Source organism: Salipiger bermudensis (assembly GCF_017309175.1).
Taxonomy (GTDB): domain Bacteria; phylum Pseudomonadota; class Alphaproteobacteria; order Rhodobacterales; family Rhodobacteraceae; genus Salipiger; species Salipiger bermudensis.
In genome coordinates this window covers 353,076-373,781 of record NZ_JAEKJV010000003.1, presented here as the reverse complement: position 1 = coordinate 373,781, position 20,706 = coordinate 353,076, and the positions used below count along the sequence as shown (strand labels likewise).

The following is a 20,706-nucleotide window of genomic DNA, read 5'->3' as shown; positions in this document are numbered from 1 at the left end:
CGCACCGACCACCAACCCCCCGCCTTTCTTTTCTTGGCGCAGATCCCTGGAACAGGGCAGCGACCGGGCTGTCTTCGGCAGAGTCGTGCCAGCGAGAAAGACGATATCAGGTGGACCACAGATCGTGCAGGCCTGCCCCCAATCGTTGAAAATCCACCCAATTGTTGACAAACCTGCGGCGCATTGCGCCTCTGCCCCCGCCAAGCTTGTGCGGTTTTTCCGCCAGTATTATAGATTGATCCGACACCTCAAAAATTTCTCAAGGTGGCACTGGCGACTCGCTTGCTCCTTAATTTCGACAATTCTTGTTCGCGAAAGTAACCCATTTCATGTCCACGTCCTCGTCGAGCTATCGCCCTGAAATCGATGGAATGCGCGCGATCGCCGTAAGCGCGGTGATCCTTTACCACCTCAAGATCCAGACCTCCGAAGGCACGTTTCTTCCCGGTGGCTTCCTGGGTGTGGACCTGTTCTTCGTTCTCTCGGGCTTTCTGATCAGCGGCATCATGCTGGATGAGTTCAGCCGCACCGGCGGCATCAGCGTGAAGCAGTTCTACCTGCGCCGCGCACGGCGAATCCTGCCGGCCCTGCTGCTTGTCATGCTCGCCAGCCTGCCCGTCGCGTGGTTTCTTCTGCTACCCAGCGAGCTCGACCGGTTTTCGCTGTCGCTCGTCGCGGCACTCGGCTTCGTGAGCAATGGCTTCTGGTTCTTCGAACTCAGTGAGTATGGCGCGCAATCGGGACTGCTCCAGCCGTTCCTGCACACCTGGAGCCTCGCGATCGAGGAACAGTTCTACCTTCTGTTTCCGCCCTTCCTGATCTTGCTGCTGCCCCGCGTGAAGATGAGGCCCCTGCTCTGGATCCTCGTGGCGATGATGATTGCAGGGTTCGCGGTCGCCGCCATCACCACGGTGCTGCACCCGGCCTTTTCGTTCTACACGCCGACAAGCCGGGCATGGGAGATGCTTGCAGGGGCTGTCCTGGCGGTTCTGGTGCGCGAAATCGGCCCTGCCACCCGCTGGCGGATCTCGCGGGTCATTCCCGCAGTGTCGCTCGTGGTGCTGATCGGCGCCTTCGTCACCCAGGATCTGGTCAGCATGCAGCATCCCGGCCTCGGAACGGTGCCCGTCATTCTTGCGACCTGCGGCCTGATCTGGTGCGCCGACCGGAACGAGCCGGTGACGCGCCTGCTCTCGCTCTCCCCCTTGGTCTGGGTCGGCAAGCTGTCCTACTCGCTCTATCTCTGGCATTTCCCGATCTTCGCCTTCGGACGGATCATGTCGATCGACAAGCCGACGCCAACCGAAATGATCGCCTGGACCGCGCTGACCTTCGCGCTCTCGGCGATCGGGTACTACCTTGTCGAGCGGCCCTTCCGGTTCCAGGTGCCCTGGCGGCCCTTCGCGCTCAGCGCCGCCGCGGCGCTGGTGCCTGTCGCCGCGATCACGATCTTCAGCGTGACGACGGACGGCTCGCAATCGGGCCGCACGCAAGCGCTCGCAAAGCTCTATGGTCCGGCGGAGAGCGACAACGCCACCCTCGCTGCGGCGAGCTGGCAGCTGCTGAACAAGCGCTTCCCCGATGAAGAGATCGGGGCATGGAACGCGCTGAGGCCTTCTGAGTCAGGCAGCAAGGAGTTGTGGTTCGAGAGCGCAGGATCGGCGAACGTGCTGATCATCGGCGACAGTCTGTCGAAGGATGTCTACAACGCGCTGACGCTCAATGCCGAGCGTTTCCCGAATTATGAATTCGCCCGCTTCAATCTTCACCGAAGCAGTCTCGACGAAGATCTGAGCCTCCTGCGCGATACGCCGAACTTCGAGGCCGCCGACGTGATCATGGTCGCGCCGAACTACTATCGTGAGTTCCGCACCGCCCTACAGACCATCCTCGAGGCGGTGAACCACGATGGCAAAACGGTTCTGGTGCTCGGGAATACCGCCAAGTTCGACGCCGGCGGACCGCGCCCGCTGTTCGACTGGTTCCTGATGAAGACACAGGAGACCTCGGCGCTCACCGAGCTGAATGCCCTTGCCACGCAGTATGAAGACCGTCGCGCCCAGGATCAGAACAGCGCGATCCGCGAAATCGCCGAGGCCGCCGGGGCAACCTACCTGTCGCGCCGCCGACTGGTCTGCCCCGACGAGGCAAGCTGCACGCTGGTGACCAAGACGGGCCGAAAGACGATGTACGACGATCTTCACTGGACGCTGGAAGGCGCCGCTCTCTTCGGTCAACGCGCCGCCTCGGCTGGCTGGCTGCGCGAGATAGAGGCGCGCGCCATCAACGACTGAGCCTGGAGCATCGCGGCGCCGCACGCCCGGCCCCGTCGCATCGCATCGTCCGCTGCGCCGCCTCCAAATAGAGCCCCCCGGGCATCGGGTCGCAGCCGTCCAGCCTGCGAAATGTGACGACGTGTTGTCCGACGGTGTCCTGCTGCCCACCGGGGCCGGCCGCGGGTCATCAGCTTGCCGCAGCGATCCATCGGTCACAGCGCGAAGCGGGCGCCAGCACCAGGCCGGAAAACCACCACAGCGTGATACATGATGCCCCAGAGCAACCATAATGCGTCAACTGGCGCCACATTGTTGACAAGATTGACCTTGATCGAATCACGCTAATCACGAAAACTCTACCGAAATTTCTTCATTTTTTATCGCGCCATTTCGACTGCGAGGTTTATTTCGATGCCCATTTTCACCGGCACGTCCAACGACGACACCCTTCCCGGCTCCAACAGCGACGACACCATCAACGGTCTCGCCGGAAATGACATCATCAACGCTCTGGATGGCAACGACTCGGTCGAAGCAGGCGCCGGGAACGACTCCGTCGAGGGCGACGCCGGAAATGACACGCTGATCGGCGATTCCGGGGTCGACATCCTGCATGGCGGCGATGGCGACGACAGCATCGATGGCGGCACCGAGGGAGACACGCTCTACGGGGATGATGGCAACGACACCATCCTCGGCGGCGACGGCAACGATTACTCCTACGACAGCAACCGCGACAGCGGCGACGACAGCATCGACATGGGCGCTGGCGACGACACACTCTACGACGCCGAGGGAAACAACACGATCCTCGGCGGCGACGGCAATGACCGGCTCTGGTACGTCTCGGGCGAGAGCATCGACGGTGGCACGGGCGATGACTCGATCCGCTACTACAACTATCACAACGACGCCGTGAACGCCCGCAACGTCACCGTCGAGGGCGGCGATGGCAACGACACGATCCAGGACAGCGGCAGCTACGACTACAACAACGGCAACCTGAGCTATGACCTGCGCGGCGGGGCCGGCAACGACATCGTGCGCGGCTCAAGCTACGGCGACACCATCGACGGTGGCGCCGACGACGACTCGCTGGCCGGCAATAGTGGCAACGACAGTATGACCGGCGGCACCGGCGACGACACGCTATCGGGCGGCAATGACGACGACACGCTCGAGGGCGAGGCCGGAGACGATATCCTTCAGGGCGACCGTGGCGATGATCTCCTCGACGGCGGCTCGGGCGGCGAGACCAACGGCGACGTCGCTCAGTTCACCGGGGTACGGGCGAACTACCTCATTCTCGACAATGGCGGCGGCACGTTGCGGGTGGTCGACCGCGCCGGCACCTATGGCGACGACACGGTCTCGAATGTCGAGACCCTGCGCTTCTCGGACGGCGATATCGCGGTCTCGGCCCTGACCCTGGGCGCCGCCAGCACCGGCACCGCCGGCGGGGACAGCCTCGACGGTACCTCGGGCGACGATTCCATCGACGGTCTCGCAGGCGACGACACGATCAACGGGCTGGGCGGCAACGACTCCCTGAACGGCGACGCAGATGCGGACTCGATCTCCGGCGGCGATGGCTCGGATATCGTCAACGGCGGCGACGGCGACGACACGCTCGAAGGCGACGCGGGCACGGACTCCCTGTTCGGCGGCGCAGGCGATGACAGTGTCGTCGGTGGCACCGAGGACGACACGCTCTATGGCGACGACGGCAATGACACGCTCGAAGGCGGCGACGGCAACGACTACTCCTACGACAGCACGCGTGATACAGGCGATGACAGCATCGACATGGGTGCCGGCGACGACACCGTCTACGACGCCGAGGGCAACAACACGATCCTCGGCGGCGACGGCAATGACCGCTTGTGGTACGTCTCGGGCGAGAGCATCGACGGTGGCACGGGCGACGACTCGATCCGCTACTACAACTATCACAACGACGCCGTGAACGCCCGCAACGTCACCATCGAGGGCGGCGATGGCAACGACACGATCCAGGACAGCGGCAGCTACGACTACAACAACGGCAACCTGAGCTACGACCTGCGTGGCGGGGCCGGCAACGACACCGTGCGCGGCTCAAGCTACGGCGACACCATCGACGGTGGCGCAGACGACGACTCGCTGGCCGGCAATAGTGGCAACGACAGCATGACCGGCGGCACCGGCAACGACTCGATGTCGGGCGGCAATGACGACGACACGCTCGAGGGCGGCGATGGTGACGACACGCTGCTCGGTGACAACGGCAACGACTCGCTGCTCGGTGGCGCCGGGCTCGACGAGCTCTATGGCGGCAACGGCGACGACACCATCGACGGCGGCACCCCCGGCGGCGGCGGCGACATCGCATACTTCAACTCCGCCCGCGCGGGCTTTACCATCACCACCGGTGCGCTCGGCGAGGCGACGGTGGTCGGGGAAGGCACCGACATCATCACCGGCGTCTCGATCCTGCGCTTCACCGATCAGGACGTGGTGATCGGCACGAATCCGGGCACCAACTTCACCGGCACCAGCGGCGCTGACACCTTCGAAGGCGGTGAGGGCGACGATACCGCCACGGGCCTTGGCGGCAACGACACGTTCAACGGCAACGGCGGCAATGACTCGCTGCTGGGCGGCGCGGATTCGGATGAGCTCGGCGGTGGCCTCGGGAACGACTTCCTCAGCGGCGGCACCGAGAATGACACGCTCTACGGCGACGATGGCGACGACACGCTCGAAGGCGGCGACGGCGACGATTACTCCTACAACAGCGGTCGCGACAGCGGCGATGACAGCATCGACATGGGCGCGGGCGACGACACCGTCTATGACGCCGACGGCAACAACACGGTCCTCGGCGGCGATGGCAACGACCGTCTCTGGTACGTCTCGGGCGAGAGCATCGACGGTGGCACCGGCGATGACTCGATCCGCTATTACAACTATCACAACGATGCCGTGAACGCCCGCAACGTGACCGTCGAGGGCGGCGATGGCAACGACACGATCCAGGATCACGGCAGCTACGACTACAACAACGGCAACCTGAGCTATGACCTGCGCGGCGGGGCCGGCAACGATATCGTGCGCGGCTCAAACTACGGCGACACCATCGACGGCGGTGCCGACGACGACTCTCTGGCCGGGAACAATGGCAACGACAGCATGACCGGCGGCACCGGCAACGACTCGATGTCGGGCGGCAGGGGCGACGATACGCTCGAAGGCGGGGATGGTGACGACACGCTTGTGGGCGATCAGGGCAATGACAGCCTCGACGGCGGCTCCGGCGGGGAAACCTCCGGTGACGTTGCACAGTTCTCCGGAGACCGGTCCAACTACCTCATACTCGACAATGGCGGCGGCACCCTCAGGGTCGTCGACCGCACCGGAACCTACGGCGACGACACGGTCTCGAATGTCGAGACCCTGCGTTTCGGCGATGGCGATGTCGCCGTGTCGGGCCTGACGCTCGGCACCATCGTGACCGGCACACCCGGCGCCGACAGCCTCGACGGCACCGCCGGCGACGACTCCATCGATGCGCTGGCCGGCGATGACACCGTGAACGGCCTCGCGGGCAACGACTCGATCAATGGCGACGAGGATGCGGACTCGATCTCTGGCGGAGACGGGGCGGATATCGTCAACGGCAATGACGGCGACGACACGCTTGAAGGCGACGCGGGCACGGACTCACTTTTCGGCGGCGCGGGCGATGACAGTGTCGTCGGGGGCAGCGACGACGACACGCTCTATGGCGACGATGGCAACGACACGCTCGAGGGCGGCGACGGCAACGATTACTCCTACGACGGCAACCGCGACAGCGGCGACGACAGCATCGACATGGGCGCCGGTGACGACACCATCCTGGACCAGGAGGGCAACAACACCGTCCTCGCCGGCGACGGCAATGACCGCTTGTGGTACGTCTCGGGCGAGAGCATCGACGGTGGCACCGGCGATGACTCGATCCGCTATTACAACTACCACAACGATGCCGTGAACGCCCGCAACGTGACCGTCGAGGGCGGCGATGGCAACGACACCATCCAGGATCACGGCAGCTACGACTACAACAACGGCAACCTGAGCTACGACCTGCGTGGCGGGGCCGGCAACGACACCGTGCGCGGCTCAGGCTACGGCGACACCATCGACGGCGGTGCCGATGACGACTCTCTGGCCGGGAACAACGGGGACGATACGATCTTCGGCGGCACGGGCGACGACTCGCTCGAGGGCAACAACGGCAACGACTCCCTGCTCGGCGGTGATGGGGACGACATCTTCCACCAGAACGCCTATAGCGGTACCGGCGACGACACCATCGACGGCGGCGACGACAACTCCGGCTCGGGCAGCGATGGCGACGTGGCGGTCTACCGCGGCAACCGCGGCGACTATTCCATCGTCGGCACCGCGACCGGCCTTCAGGTCATCAATCTGACGGGCAACGGCGACGGCACCGACGTGGTCTACAATGTCGAGCGCCTGCGCTTCGCCGATGGCGACGTCGTGGTGGCCAACGGGCTGACCGGATCGCTGGTCACCGGCTCGCCGGGCGATGACAGCCTCGTCGGCACGATCCTCAACGACACCATCGAGGGCTATGCCGGCAACGACACCATCGTGGCGCTGGCCGGCGAGGACGATATCGACGCCGGTGACGGCGACGATACGATCGACGCCGGAGAGCAGAACGACACCGTCGACGCAGGCGCAGGCGACGACACCATCCGCGGCGGCGGCGGCGATGACAGCATCGACGGCGGCACCGGCACCGACACTGCGGTGTTCTCTGGCGATCTTGCGGATTATACGATCACCGGAGACGGCTCAGCCTCGACGGTGACGGGGCCTGACGGCACCGACGTGCTGACCAATGTCCGTGTGCTGCAGTTCGACGATCAGAGCTACGCCTTCAACAATGCGCCGCAGCCGGTCAGCGACAGCGTCGCCACCAATGAAGACTCCTTCATCGACATCCCGCTGGCCGATCTGCTGATCAACGACAGCGATCCCGACGGCGACCCGCTGTCGATCACCGGCGTGCAGAACGCGACCAATGGCACATTGCTGCTCTTCGCCAGCTTCGTGCGCTTCACCCCGGCGAGCAACTTCAACGGCACCGCCAATTTCGAGGTGATCGTCAGCGACGGGTTCGAGACCGCCACCTCCACGGTGACGGTCGCGGTGGCGGCGGTCAACGACCTCCCGACGGTCGCCAACGACAGCGCGACGACCAACGAGGACACGGCGGTAAACATCGACGTGCTGGCCAATGACAGCGATGTCGAGGACGGCACCGCCCTCACCGTGACCGCCGTCGGCACCACCGGCGCCGGCGTGGCGGTGATCGAGAGCGACAACACCGTCACCTTCACCCCCAACGCCGATTTCAATGGCACCGCGAGCTTCAGCTACACCGTCGAGGACAGCGACGGCGGCTCGCGCAGTGGCACCGTATTCGTCACTGTCAGCCCGGTGAATGACGCTCCCGTCGCCACCGACGACAGCGGCTCGACCGCCGCCGCGACCCCGGTGAGCGTCGACGTGCTGGCCAATGACAGCGACGTCGACGGCGATCCGGTGATGCTCGACAGCGTCGGAACGGCCTCTAACGGAACCGTGAGCATCGACGATATGGGCACGCCCGGAGATGCCAGCGACGACCGCGTCGTCTACACGCCCGATGGCGGCTTCTCGGGAAGTGACAGCTTCACCTACACGATCAGCGACGGCAATGGCGGGACAGACACCGCAACCGTGACCGTGTCCGTGTCCGGCCCGTCGAACAGCGCCCCGGTCGCCGGGGACGACAGCGTCAACCGCAACGAGGACAGCGGCACGCAGAACATCGACGTAACCGGCAATGACAGCGACCCCGACGGCGACAGCCTGACCTACTCGCTGGTCTCGGGCGTCAGCAACGGCACGCTTACCCCGGTCTCGAACGGCGTCTGGGCCTATGCCCCGCAGACCAATTTCAACGGAACCGACAGCTTCACCTACGAGGTTTCCGACGGCAACGGCGGCACCGATCAGGCCACCGTCACCATCACGGTTGCCCCTGTGAACGACGATCCCGTCGCGATCGACGATGCGGTTGTCACCACCGAGGACAACGCGGTCAACGTCGCGGTGCTGTCCAATGACAGCGACGTGGATGGCGACACGCTCAGCGTGGCCTCGGCCACCAATGGCAGCAACGGCACCACCACCGTCGAGGCCGACGGCACCATCACCTACACGCCCGACGCCGATTTCAACGGCACCGACAGCTTCACCTACACGGTGAGCGACGGCAATGGCGGCACCGACACGGCGGCTGTGGCGGTCACGGTCAGCCCGGTCAACGATGCCCCCGACGCCATAGACGACGTCGCCGCCACAAGCGTCGACACGGCGGTGAATATCGGCGTTCTGGGCAATGACGGCGACGTGGACGGCGACACGCTCAGCGTGGCCTCGGCAACGAATGGCAGCAACGGCTCCACCACCGTCGAGGCCGACGGCACCATCACCTACACCCCGAATGCCAGCTTCACCGGCTCCGACAGCTTCACGTACACGGTGAGCGACGGCAATGGCGGCACGGACACCGCGACGGTCGATGTCAGCGTCTCGGCGCTGGCGGATATCGTCTCGACCTTCGACACGGACCTGGAAGGCTGGACCGTCACCGGCGACGTCACCGGCCTGCAATGGGTCGCCTCGGGCGGCAACCCCGACGGCCATATCGAGGCCACGGACCTCGCGACCGGGCCCTACTGGTACTGGGTCGCCCCCGCCGCCTATCTTGGCGATCGGAGCGCCTATTCCGGCGGCACGCTGAGCTTCGACCTGCGCAGCACCGGCAGCGGAGGGGCCGCGAACGGCGCCGGCGACCTGGTCCTGAGCGGGGCCGGCCTGACGCTGGTGCTCGACATTGGCGCCGCTGACGGCAACTGGGGCAGCTTCAGCGCCTTCATGGACACCCGCTCCGACTGGCGGTTGAACTCCGAGAGCGGCAGCGTGGCGACACAGGCGCAGATCGACGCCGTCATGGCGGACTTGCAGAGCCTGCACATCCGCGGCGAATACCTCAATGGCGTCGATGTCGGCAGCCTGGACAACGTCGTCCTGGCTCTGCCAGCGCCCAATACCGCGCCCGTGGCAGGGAACGATCTCTACAGCGTCAGCGAGGATACCAACGGATCGGCCAATGCCGCCCTTGGCGTGCTGCAAAACGACAGCGACGCAGATGGCGATCCGCTCACCGTCTCGCTGGTCTCGGATGTCAGCAACGGGACGCTGACGCTCAACTCCGACGGCAGCTTCAGCTATCGGGGCAATGCCGACTTCAACGGAACCGACAGCTTCACCTACGAGGTGTCGGACGGTCGTGGCGGCACCGATCAGGCGACGGCGCAGATCACTGTCTTTCCGGTGAACGACGATCCGGTCGCGGCGGACGATGCCGTGGTGACCGCAGAGGACAACGCGGTCAACGTCGCGGTGCTGTCCAATGACAGCGACGTGGATGGCGACACGCTCAGCGTGGCCTCGGCCACCAATGGCAGCAACGGCACCACAACCGTCGAGGCCGATGGCACCATCACCTACACCCCCGACGCCAATTTCAACGGCACCGACAGCTTCACCTATACGATCAGCGACGGCAATGGCGGCACCGACACCGCCGCGGTCGCAGTGACCGTGACCTCGGTGAACAACGCCCCGGTTGCGGTGGACGATGCCGTGGTGACCGCAGAGGACAACGCGGTCAACGTCGTGGTGCTGTCCAATGACAGCGACGTGGATGGCGACACGCTCAGCGTGGCCTCGGCCACCAATGGCAGCAACGGCACCACAACCGTCGAGGCCGATGGCACCATCACCTACACCCCCGACGCCAATTTCAACGGCACCGACAGCTTCACTTATACGATCAGCGACGGCAATGGCGGCACCGACACCGCCGCGGTCGCGGTGACCGTGACCTCGGTCGATGATGCGCCGGTGGCGGTCGATGACAGCTATTCCACCGGTTTCGAGACCGTGCTCAACGTTCCCGCGGCAGGTGTGCTCGACAACGACTTCGACATCGACGGCGATCCGCTGATCCTCGCGACCTTCGCGCAGGCGACGAACGGCTTCGCGTTGCTGTTCGCCGACGGCAGCTTCACCTACACGCCCGACGCCGGGTTCTCCGGACTCGACAGTTTCGAGTATGATCTCGCTGACGGCCAAGGCGGGATCGTCACCGCGACGGTTGAAATCACCGTGGCGGGCCCGGTCTCGAGCTTCTCTATCGGCGACATCACCGTCGACGAGGGCGCGGGCACTGCGACCTTCACCGTCACACGCAGCGGCGATACCAGCGTGGAGAGCGATGTCCTGACCGTGGGCTTCGCCGATGGCAGCGCGACGGACCCGGCGGATTACACTGCTGGCCTGTTCCTGCCCTTCACCTTCGCCGCGGGCCAGACCACCACGACGGTCTCGACCGGCATCGTCGACGACGCCATCGTCGAGGGTGACGAGAGCTTCTTCCTGCAGCTGCGTGACGCCAACACGACGGCGCTGCTGGCCTCGGGCCAGGCGACGATCACCGATAACGATGTGGCCAATTCCCCGCCCGACGCGGTCGATGAAGCTGCCGTTGTCTTCGAGGACACCACGCTTACCGGATCGGTGGCCGGCAACGACAGCGACCCGGACGGCGACAGCCTGACCTACGCGCTGGTCAGCGACGTCTCGAACGGCAGCCTGACGCTGCAGTCCGACGGCACGATCTCCTATACCCCGGATGCCGACTACAACGGGCCGGACAGCTTTACCTACGAGGCGTCGGACGGCAATGGCGGCACCGATCAGGCGACGGTCAGCCTTAATGTCATCGCCGTGAACGATGCGCCGGTCGCGGTCGATGATACAGGCTCGGTCTCCGAGGACGGCCCGGCGGCCAATCTCGGCTCGCCGCTGGTGAACGATACCGACGTGGATCTCGATACGATCTCCATCGTTGCGTTTGCCGGGGTCGCCAGCACCGACGCGGGCTTCTTCGACACGCCGGTGCTGCTGCCCTCAGGGGCCACGGTGACCTTGAACAGCGCGACGGGCGAGTTCAGCTACGACCCGAACGGCGCCTTCGAAGATCTCGCGGTGGGGGCGTCCACCACCGACAGCTTCACCTACACGATCAGCGACGGCAACGGCGGCACCGACACGGCCACTGTCACCGTCACCATCGACGGGGCAAATGACGCCCCGGTCTATGGCGACTTCGGCGTCACCACGAACGAGGATACCGGCGTGGTAGTGCCCTTCGAGACCGCTACCGACGTGGATGGCGACAGCCTGACCTACAGCGTGCAGACCGGCCCGACGAACGGGACGGCGACGTTCAACGCCCTGGGCGAGCTGATCTACACCCCTGCTCCCGACTTTTTCGGCAGCGACAGCTTCACGCTGCTCGTAGATGACGGAAATGGCGGGACGGACACAGCGGTGGTCAATGTCACGGTCGATCCGGTCAACGACGCCCCGATCGCCGTTGACGACAGCGAGTTCACGGTGGCCGGCGCGCCGATGGGCATCGACGTCCTCGACAACGACAGCGATCCGGATGGCGATACGCTCTACATCGACAGTGTCACCCAGGGCAGCAACGGCACCGTAACCACCGATGACAACCTGACGCCGGGCGATCCCAGCGACGATACGGTCGTCTACACCCCCGATGCCGGCTTCACCGGAACCGACAGCTTCACCTACACCATTCGCGACGGCAACGGCGGCACCGCCACCGCGACCGTGACGATGGACGTCAATGCAACGGCAACGGGCGGCGTCGATGTCTCTGGCGGCAGCGGCAGCGACGGTCTGACCGGCAGCGACGGCGATGACACAATCAACGGCTTCGGCGGAGACGACATCATCTTCGGCGGCGACGGAGACGACGAGGTCAAGGGCGGCTCCGGAGAGGACTCGGTCAAGGGCAACGATGGCGACGACCGCATCCTCGCCGGCGCGGGCGACGACACCGTGATCGGCGGTGCTGGCGACGACACCCTCGCTGGTGGCGGCGGCAACGACCTGCTCAATGGCAATGTCGGCAACGACAAGCTGCTCGGCGGCACCGGCGATGACAGCCTCTTCGGCGGCGCTGGCGACGATACTGCGTCCGGTGGAACCGGGGCCGATGTCGTGAGAGGCAACGCCGGCAACGACCTGCTGCGCGGCAATGGCGGCAACGACACCATCTTCGGTGGCGATGACGACGACATCGTCCTGGGCGGTTCCGGCGACGACCTCATCAAGGGTCAATCCGGCGAAGACCGCCTGTTCGGCAATGCCGGGAACGACACCATCATCGGCGGGGACGGCAACGACACGATCTTTGGCGGCGCTGGCGACGACTTGCTGGTCGGCGGGTTCGGAAGCGATGAGTTCCGCTTCAAGTCGGGAAGCACCGGAGCCTCGCGGATCTCCGACTTCGATATGGCTCAGGACCAGATCAACGCGGGCGGCGTCGCGCTCGCCAGCGTCGTCGCGGTCGGCTCGGATGCGCTGGCCACGCTCGACAATGGCGGCACCATCCTGTTCTCGGGGCTCACGGTGCTCGAGGTCGAGTCGCTGTTCTGATCATCGAGGCGGGCCCCGGAAAACCGGGGCCCGCCTTCTCTGCACCCTCGCCGACCGGCCAGAGGCGCAGCCCTATCTCCTTACAGGCAAAACTCCCTGATCCCGAGCCGCGTTGCGCAGCAGGCCCAGATGTCCGCTGCCGTGAATTCGGCCTGCGCGAACGCAAAAACAACTTTGCCGAGCATATAACATCAAAGTGATATGCCAGTGCGTGCACCCTCCGCAGTGCCGTCACATGTGCCCGCTTCGCCTAGGAATGCGTCGAACATCGGCAACACATGGCCGCGAACCGGTCGCGTTCATTGTGGTTCGAGCCAAATCGCTCAAGGTTGTGTTAGGGAGGTTCAGCCATACAAAATGCGGGGCAGGCGCGCATGACGGTCAATTTCGAAAACTACAAGCTCATCGTCGATGAAGAGTTTGACGGGGCGAAAGAGGATCTGAACCTTCACGACGGGATCAGCGGCCTCTGGTCCACGGATATGGAAAAGGGCAACCGGGTCCACAACAGCAAGTTCTCGCTGTTTGGTGATCCCGACCTCACCGATGCCGAGGGCAACAACCTCGGACTCGATCCCTTCACCGTCGAGGACGGCGTCCTCAGCATCAACGTCTCGCGCATCGATCCGGCCAAGCAGGACGACATCCAGGCGGCGCTCGACGCGAGCCCATATGTCATGGCCGGCGCGCAGAATGCCTCGGACATAGAGTATCTCACCGGGATGCTGAGCTTGCACCAAAGCTGGGCCGAGAGCTATGGATATTACGAGGTGCGCGTGAAGATGCCCGCCGGCACCGGGCATCTCTCGGCGCCCTGGCTCACCAGCGCCCACGAAGGCTGGCCGCCAGAAATCAACATGGAAGCGCTGGGGCGCTACGACGGCACCAATGGCCGGGGCATCGACGATGCGATCTGGACCAACGTGCTCTTCAACGACTACGGCATCGGGGAAGAGGCTGATCAGGCGGTGCATGACAGCACCACCGATATCACCAACGTCTATGGCGAGCAGTGGGAAAGCGCCAATCAGGCGATGCTTGAGAAGTTCGGCTGGGGCGAGACCCGCTCCTCGCCGGGAGAGGCGCTCCACGATCCCGACAACAACGAGAAATACGTCTACAAGCGCCTGGTGGAGCTCGACGAGGTCACCGGCGAGGATGTCGACATCCACGAAGAGTTCTACACCTACGGCATAGAGTGGACGCCGGACCACATCTCGTTCCTGTTTGGCACCGACTCCTCGAACATGCACGAGATCTTCCGGACCCAGACCCCTGATGATGTCACCACCGACATGTATTTCGTGCTCTGGAACCAGTTCGGCGGCAGCTTCGCCTGGAACCCGGATGACGACCACAACGCCCCCTTCGAAAGCAGCCTCGACGTCGACTACATCAAGGTCTATGCGCTGAAACCGGATGACGAGACGGTCCCGGATGCTGCGGATGTCTACATCTATGGTCAAGACGAGGCGCAGACACGCACCCTGACCGACGCGGGCAACCATCAGAGCCGCGACCTGACCGGTGACGACGTGCTGACAGGAAACGCGCTCGATAACGTCATCTACGGCGGCAGCGGGTTTGACCAGTTCACCGGCGGCGCGGGCGCCGATACCTTCCGCGTGATCCACGGCGAGGGCAACAAGATCATCACCGACTTCGATCCGGGCGAAGGCGACACCCTCGTGCTCGAAGGCTTCAACTTCGCCGACAGCGCCGCCGCGCTGGCGACGCTGACCCAAGTCGGCACCGACGCGTGGCTGATCAACGGCGCCTACCCCTTTGCGCCGCAGACCATCATCTTCGAGAACACCGATATCGCCAGCATCACCGAAGCATCGGTGCGCGTGGTCGCGCCGCAGAGCAAGGGCCATGATTATGCGTCGCGCATCCGCCAGCTCACCGCGGAATCCTACCTCGGAACCGACGGAGAGGACTATCTCAGCGCGCAGATCCAGCATGCCGGCGCCCTCGCGGTGCTGCGCGCCCAAGAGCTGGCAGGCGGGCTTGGAGACGACACCTACGAACTGAACGGCGCGACCTATATCCGCGAGCAAGCCGATGCGGGCGTGGACACGGTCCTCGTTCGCGACAGGGTGCTCAACAAGACCTACAGGACCGACGATGCGAACGGCGATCTGGTCTACAGCCTGTTCGACATCGACGCCTACACGCTGGGTGCCAATCTCGAGAATGCCAAGCTCTATGACGATACCGTGGACGTGGCGCTCTACGGCAATGCGCTTGGCAACCGGCTGACCGGCAACGCGCTCGGCACAACCTTCTACGGCGGACTGGGGGATGACCATCTCGAGCTAGGCGGCGGCGCGGACCTTGTGGGCTACCGCGCCGGCGACGGGCACGACACCATCCTCTCCTTCGGCAGCGATGACACGCTCTCGCTTCTCGGCACCGGCTTTGCCTCCGCGGCCGAGGCGCTTGCCGCGTTCGAACAGAAGGGCCGAGATGCCGTTCTTGAGTTCGACGCGGACAACAGCATCACGCTGCGGGACGTGACCGTGTCGGAGCTCTTGGCAAGTAATATCGCGTTGCCCGTCGAAGACCCCTTCGACGTCGCCGCGGGAGAGCTCGAGCCGGCCGACGACTACGAGGAGGTGTCCGCGCCAAAGGCGAACGGCAACCTCGTGGCCGGGGACGCGCCCTCGCGGATCACCGGCGGCGCCGATGGCGATGGCATCTACGGCAACCGCCACGGCGACATTCTCAGCGGACTCGGCGGCGATGACGTGATCGAGGGCCGCAACGGCGACGACTGGATGTTCGGCGGAACCGGCGATGACAAGCTGCGCGGCGGCAAGGGCGACGATCTGATCTTTGCCGAGAACGGCAACGACCGTCTCGAGGGCGGCGCGGGGCATGACATCCTGCTGGCCGGCGCCGGGCGGGACTACGCCGTCGGCGGCGGCGGCAATGACTTGGTGTATGGCGGGGCCGGAAACGATTACCTGAACGGCAATTCCGGCGACGATGTCCTCGACGGCGGCCGCGACAATGACAAGCTCTACGGCTCGTCGGGCAAGGACACGCTCGATGGCGGTCACGGCATGGACAAGCTGAAGGGCGGCCTCGATGCCGACGTGTTCGTCTTTCAGACGAGCATCTATGCCCGCGACTGGGAGGTCGTGGCCCGCAACCGCGCGAGCCAGAGAGACCATGACGCCGCGGTGACCGCAGCCGAGGAGAGTGGCGAGGATGCGCCCGACGCCGCGTCCTGGGAGTACGAGTTTCTCGGCGCCGACACGGTGATCGATTTCCTGCCGGGCGAGGACAGAATCGACCTTTCGGGGCTGGTCGCGGCGCTCGAGGTCGAGGGGGCGAGCCAGAGCGAGCTGGCCGAGATATTCGTCCGCGACCACCTCATCCTTAGCGAGAAGAACAATGACCTGCTTTTGTCGGTCGACCGTGACGGTCCCATGACCGACGACCCAAAGCTGATCGTGAACTTCGCCCGGCTGCGGAATGTCGACATCGCCGACTTCGATCTCGATCGGGACCTCATCCTGACCGCCGATCACGCGTTGCTCTCGGTCTGAGCGGGCCCCTGCCCCGTGCGCCCCTCGGCGCCGGTGGCCGGGGCCACGAGGGCTTGGCCCCGGACGCGCTAGTCGGACAGCCAGTTCCGCTCGGCCGCGAGGGCGCCGAAATGCCGGGCGCCCTCGAGCGTCCAGTGGCTGTAGTCATAGAGCGCCTTGCGCCCGTCCGGCGTCATCAGCGCACAGCTTTCCTCGGCATCGCTGCACAACAGGTCGCGGCGCGAAAGATAGGGCACGCCCTTTTCCTCTGCGACAGCGCGCACCGACGCGTTGATCTCTTCGCCGCGGGCAATTTCATAGTTGTGGCCGAGGTGGTTGACCACCTCCGCGTCCGGCGTTGCCTGCTCGCGCCGCACGTACCAGTCGAACACCGGCAGCCCGTTCTCGAGCCGGTACTCGACGGTGTTTCCCACCAGCGCCACGCGCTTGCCCGCCCCGCCGATCGCGTCGATCAGCGCGCCAAGGCGCGACATGGTGATCTCGGTATAGCGCGGCGCGATCAGCACCAGGTCGCTGGCCTCGAAATTCGGCGACGCCAGCAGCGTCTCGATCTGGCTCTGCGGGAAGTCGTCCCCGAGGCCGAACCGGGCAAACTCGTGATCGGGGAACAGATCTCCGTTGAGGTAAAGCGCGTTGAACATGTCCTTGCTGTGCGAGTTGCCAAGGATCAGCACATGGGTCTTGTCGGAATCGCGGAACCACAGGTTCTCGGCCTCGGACCGGGATGGCCCATGCGCATTGTCGGCCGTCACGACCTCGTCCCCGGCGATGTCGTCGAGAACCGACCAGGATGCGTTCTTGAGCGCCTCGTTGTCGTAATCGTTGTCACCGTAGATCGCGGCGAGATCGCCCAGCCGGTTCGCAAAGCCATTCTGAACCAGCGTCGTTGCCGAGAACACCAGAACCGCGGCAAGACACGCCGTCATGGTCGATACGAAGAGCCGTGGCGAGGCACGGAACCGCAGCGGTTTCTCGACCAGAAGATAGCCGAGCCACGACAACAGGATCGTCAGCGCGAGCCAGACCAGCATCTCGAGTCCCGGCGCCTCGCCCATGGAATTGAGCCGCCCGAAGGCGAAGATCGGGAAATGCCAGAGATACAGCGAATAGGACAGTTTGCCGACCATAACGAAGGGGCGCGTCGACAGCAGGCGCGTTACCGGCTCTCGCGGGTCCGCGAACCAGATCATCGCGCAGGTCGCGAGGATGACCGGGATGGTCATGTAGCCGGGATGCGAGATGTCGCTGAGCTTGAGGCTCCAGAGTGACGCGAGCAGCGTCAGCAGCGCGAGGGACGGAATCACCCGCGCGGCTTTCGAGCCGCGCAAAGCGTCTGGGTCGCGCAGCGACATGTAGGCCAGAAGCGAGCCGCCGAGCATTTCCCACGCCCGGCTGGCCGGTGAGAAAAACGAGAATTCGCGCACAAATGCGGTGCTCACTTGCGAGATCACGAAACTCAGGATCATGAACGCAACAATGATCACACCGATGCGGTGCCGACCGAGCCACCGGTAGAGCACCAGCAGCGCCACCGGGAACACGAGATAGAACTGCTCCTCGATGGCCAGGCTCCAGGTGTGCAGGAAGGGCTGCAGCAGACCGGACTGGGCGCCGTAATCGTTGAGCTCGAAGAACCAGAAGAAATTGCTGTAGAACCCGAGTGCCGCGAACAGCGACTTGGCAAAGCGCTCCATCTCGGTCGGCAACAGGATCGCCCACGCGACCGGGATCGTCGCCAGCATCACCAGAAGCAGCGGTGGCAGGATGCGCCGGGCACGGCGCCAGTAGAACTGCACCACGTCAAAACGATCCGCCTCGTCAAACTCGATCAGGATGATCTTGGTGATGAGATAGCCGGATAGAACGAAGAACAGGTCCACCCCGAGATAGCCGCCGGCAAGAAGGCTTCCGTCGCCGAAAGGGATCTTGAGGTGATAGAGAATGACCGCGCTGACCGCGATCGCGCGCATGCCATCGATTTCCGGGCGATATCCGAGTTTCATCTGAGACCTATCTCTCGTCTTGTCTGGGGGCGGCGGGCGGCAAGCATGAGGGATCAGCGCGCGTTGAGCTTGGGAAACGGTCCGGGCTCGGTGCCGCTGATGCCGAGGAAGGCCAGCAGCCGTCCAGTGTCCGGCTCCGAGGTCGGGTCAATCACCAGAAGATCATCCGGGCGGCTGTCGAAGTACGAGATGATCTCGGCGTTGCGACGGGTGTAGATCTCCTTCAGGAAGTCGCGATCAAAGGCGAGATCCCAGCGCGTGACGCTCTTGCCGTCTTCGTAGACGGTCAGCAGCCGGCGCAGCACGTCGTAGACGTAACCCTTTTCGAGATACAGGTTGCGATCCCGAAACATCGCCTCGCTCGGCGCCTCATCGACCGGGACCTCGAACTCGTCGCGGTAATAGCGGATGTAGCTCTCGACCCATTTCTCCGGGTCGCGCAGCGTCAGGATGAACTTGGAGCCGGGAAACATCGCATCGCAAGCGATATAGGTCCGGTTCTGCGAGAACGGCAGATCCTGGAACGCGTCGTATTCCTCGACAAAGCCCTTCAGCAGATCGAGCCGCTTGTAGTCGAGCACCGGGCGCAGCAGCACCTCCTGATCGACCTGCTTGGGCAGGCGGAACCCGTGTTCGCGCAGCACCGCCTCGACGGTCGTCGTCGCGGTCTTGTTGAAGCCGATGCAGAACAGCTTCGTGAACCCGGTGTCCGCGCGTGACGGGGTCGAAAGCTCTTCGTAGGGCTTGAGCCGCACGATCTTGTAGCCGATCGCCTTGAACGGGGTCTGCAGGACCTTCTTGATGAGGGAGTCGCCCTGATATGCCATGCTCATCCTGTCCTTCTTCCAAATCCGTCTCAAAAATCGTGTTCAGTTCGATCCGCAGTGTGCGGATCACGGGCCGCGCAGCCGCGCGGACGGGTAGATCAGCCTGCCTGCCCCCTGCCGAGCGCGGCGCGGGCGGTGCGCATGTCCTCGCGGGCGCTGACGACAAGCATCACGACCATGACCATCGCGAAGTCGTGGCCCCGATAAAGCGCCGGCCCGAGGAACGACGTCGCGACCAAGGTGAGCAGCAGCACGATTCCGATCGCCGCCGCCACCGATCCGGTGAGCGACAGAAGGGCGGCGAGCCGGTAGAGGCCGGCACCGATCAAGCCGGCGACCGCCAGCAGCCCCAGCGGCCCCGTCGAGACGAGGATCTCCAGCGCGAAATTGTGGAACGAGCTGCTGGTGATGGCCCCGGCATGCTGCGTCGCCAGGCGCAGGACCGAGAATTCCGAGGCCTTCCAGAACGCCCCGAACCCGACGCCAAGTACGGGATGCTCGCCGATCACCTCGCCGGCCACCTCCCAGATTTCCGTGCGGCCGGTCAGCGTCGCGTCCTTGCCGACGGCGTTGAGCACGAAGGTCACCGGATCGTAACCAAGCACCGTCAGCACCAGCGGCGCGATGGCAAAGATCACCATCGCCCCCACGAAGAGCAGGACGACCACCATCGGCGGTGTCCGGTCCCGGCACAGGAAGAAAAGCACATAGGCCATTGCGGGCAGCAGAAGCAGCGCCGTCGCCGACTGCGACAGCGCCAGCGACATCAGCACCATCGCCATGGCGAGCAGCAGCCAGCGTTTCGAGACCCGCGAAATGGTCCGCGTCGGCATCAGCCACAGCGCGAGGATGGCCAGCGCGGCAATCAGCACCCGCAGGCCAAGCATGCTCTTGTGCGAGAAGATCCCCGCCAGACCGCCAGCGCGGGTGAAGGCCGGCCACGGGAAAATCCCGGTCGCCCAGTGCAGCAGCGACAGGGCCGCGGCCACCGAGAGGATGACAGCGACCGCGCGGATGATCAGCGTGAGCGAATAGCGCCAGCCGAGGAAGGTCGCGATGATGCATGTCATCAGCAGCTGGATGCCGCCCACGAGGCTCTCGGACGGGGCCGACGACCATAGCACCGAGGACAGGCAAATGAACGGGTAGACGAAGACGATCTTGTTGCCAGCGGCCAGCGCCAAGAATTGCGGAAAGATCATCCCGATACGCAGCAAGGTCAGCCCGTAGCACAGCAGCCAGCTCAGGGTCTGCACGGGCCCGAGCTTGACCAGCATGTCGGAGCTGGCGGCGATGGTCAGAACCAGCAAGGTCGAATCGATCAGCGCCCAGAGCTGTTCTCCCGGGCGGGTGTCATCAGGTGCGCCGTAGGTGATCTGCTCGGTGGCCGCCATATCGGTCG

Annotated in this window: 6 protein-coding genes; 3 read left to right on the top strand and 3 right to left on the bottom strand. The window is 64.5% G+C overall.

The annotated features are described in order from the left end of the window. The first annotated feature begins 329 nt into the window (after window positions 1-329). From JF542_RS06465 to JF542_RS06455, 3 genes are all read left to right on the top strand, one after another. Window positions 330-2,294, top strand: a complete 1,965-nt coding sequence (locus JF542_RS06465; protein WP_207075181.1) for an acyltransferase family protein — start codon at window positions 330-332, stop codon at window positions 2,292-2,294. A gap of 393 nt (window positions 2,295-2,687) precedes the next feature. Then, on the top strand, window positions 2,688-12,917 hold the full coding sequence (locus tag JF542_RS06460; protein WP_207075180.1) for an Ig-like domain-containing protein: 10,230 nt from the start codon (window positions 2,688-2,690) through the stop codon (window positions 12,915-12,917). Between the two features lie 374 nt (window positions 12,918-13,291). After that, window positions 13,292-16,474, top strand: coding sequence for a family 16 glycosylhydrolase (locus JF542_RS06455; RefSeq protein ID WP_207075179.1), 3,183 nt, complete (start codon window positions 13,292-13,294; stop codon window positions 16,472-16,474). A gap of 68 nt (window positions 16,475-16,542) precedes the next feature. Here JF542_RS06455 and JF542_RS06450 read toward each other — a convergent pair whose 3' ends face one another. The 3 genes from JF542_RS06450 to JF542_RS06440 form a co-directional block, all read right to left on the bottom strand. Further along, window positions 16,543-18,477, bottom strand: coding sequence for an acyltransferase family protein (locus JF542_RS06450; protein WP_207075178.1), 1,935 nt, complete (start codon window positions 18,475-18,477; stop codon window positions 16,543-16,545). A 53-nt stretch (window positions 18,478-18,530) separates the two neighbouring features. Beyond that, entirely contained in the window at window positions 18,531-19,310 is a 780-nt protein-coding gene (locus tag JF542_RS06445; RefSeq protein ID WP_207075177.1) for a sulfotransferase, read from the bottom strand. 92 nt (window positions 19,311-19,402) lie between these two features. After that, a complete protein-coding gene (locus tag JF542_RS06440; protein ID WP_007802561.1) occupies window positions 19,403-20,698 on the bottom strand; it encodes an O-antigen ligase family protein in 1,296 nt (431 codons plus the stop codon). Window positions 20,699-20,706: the final 8 nt, after the last annotated feature.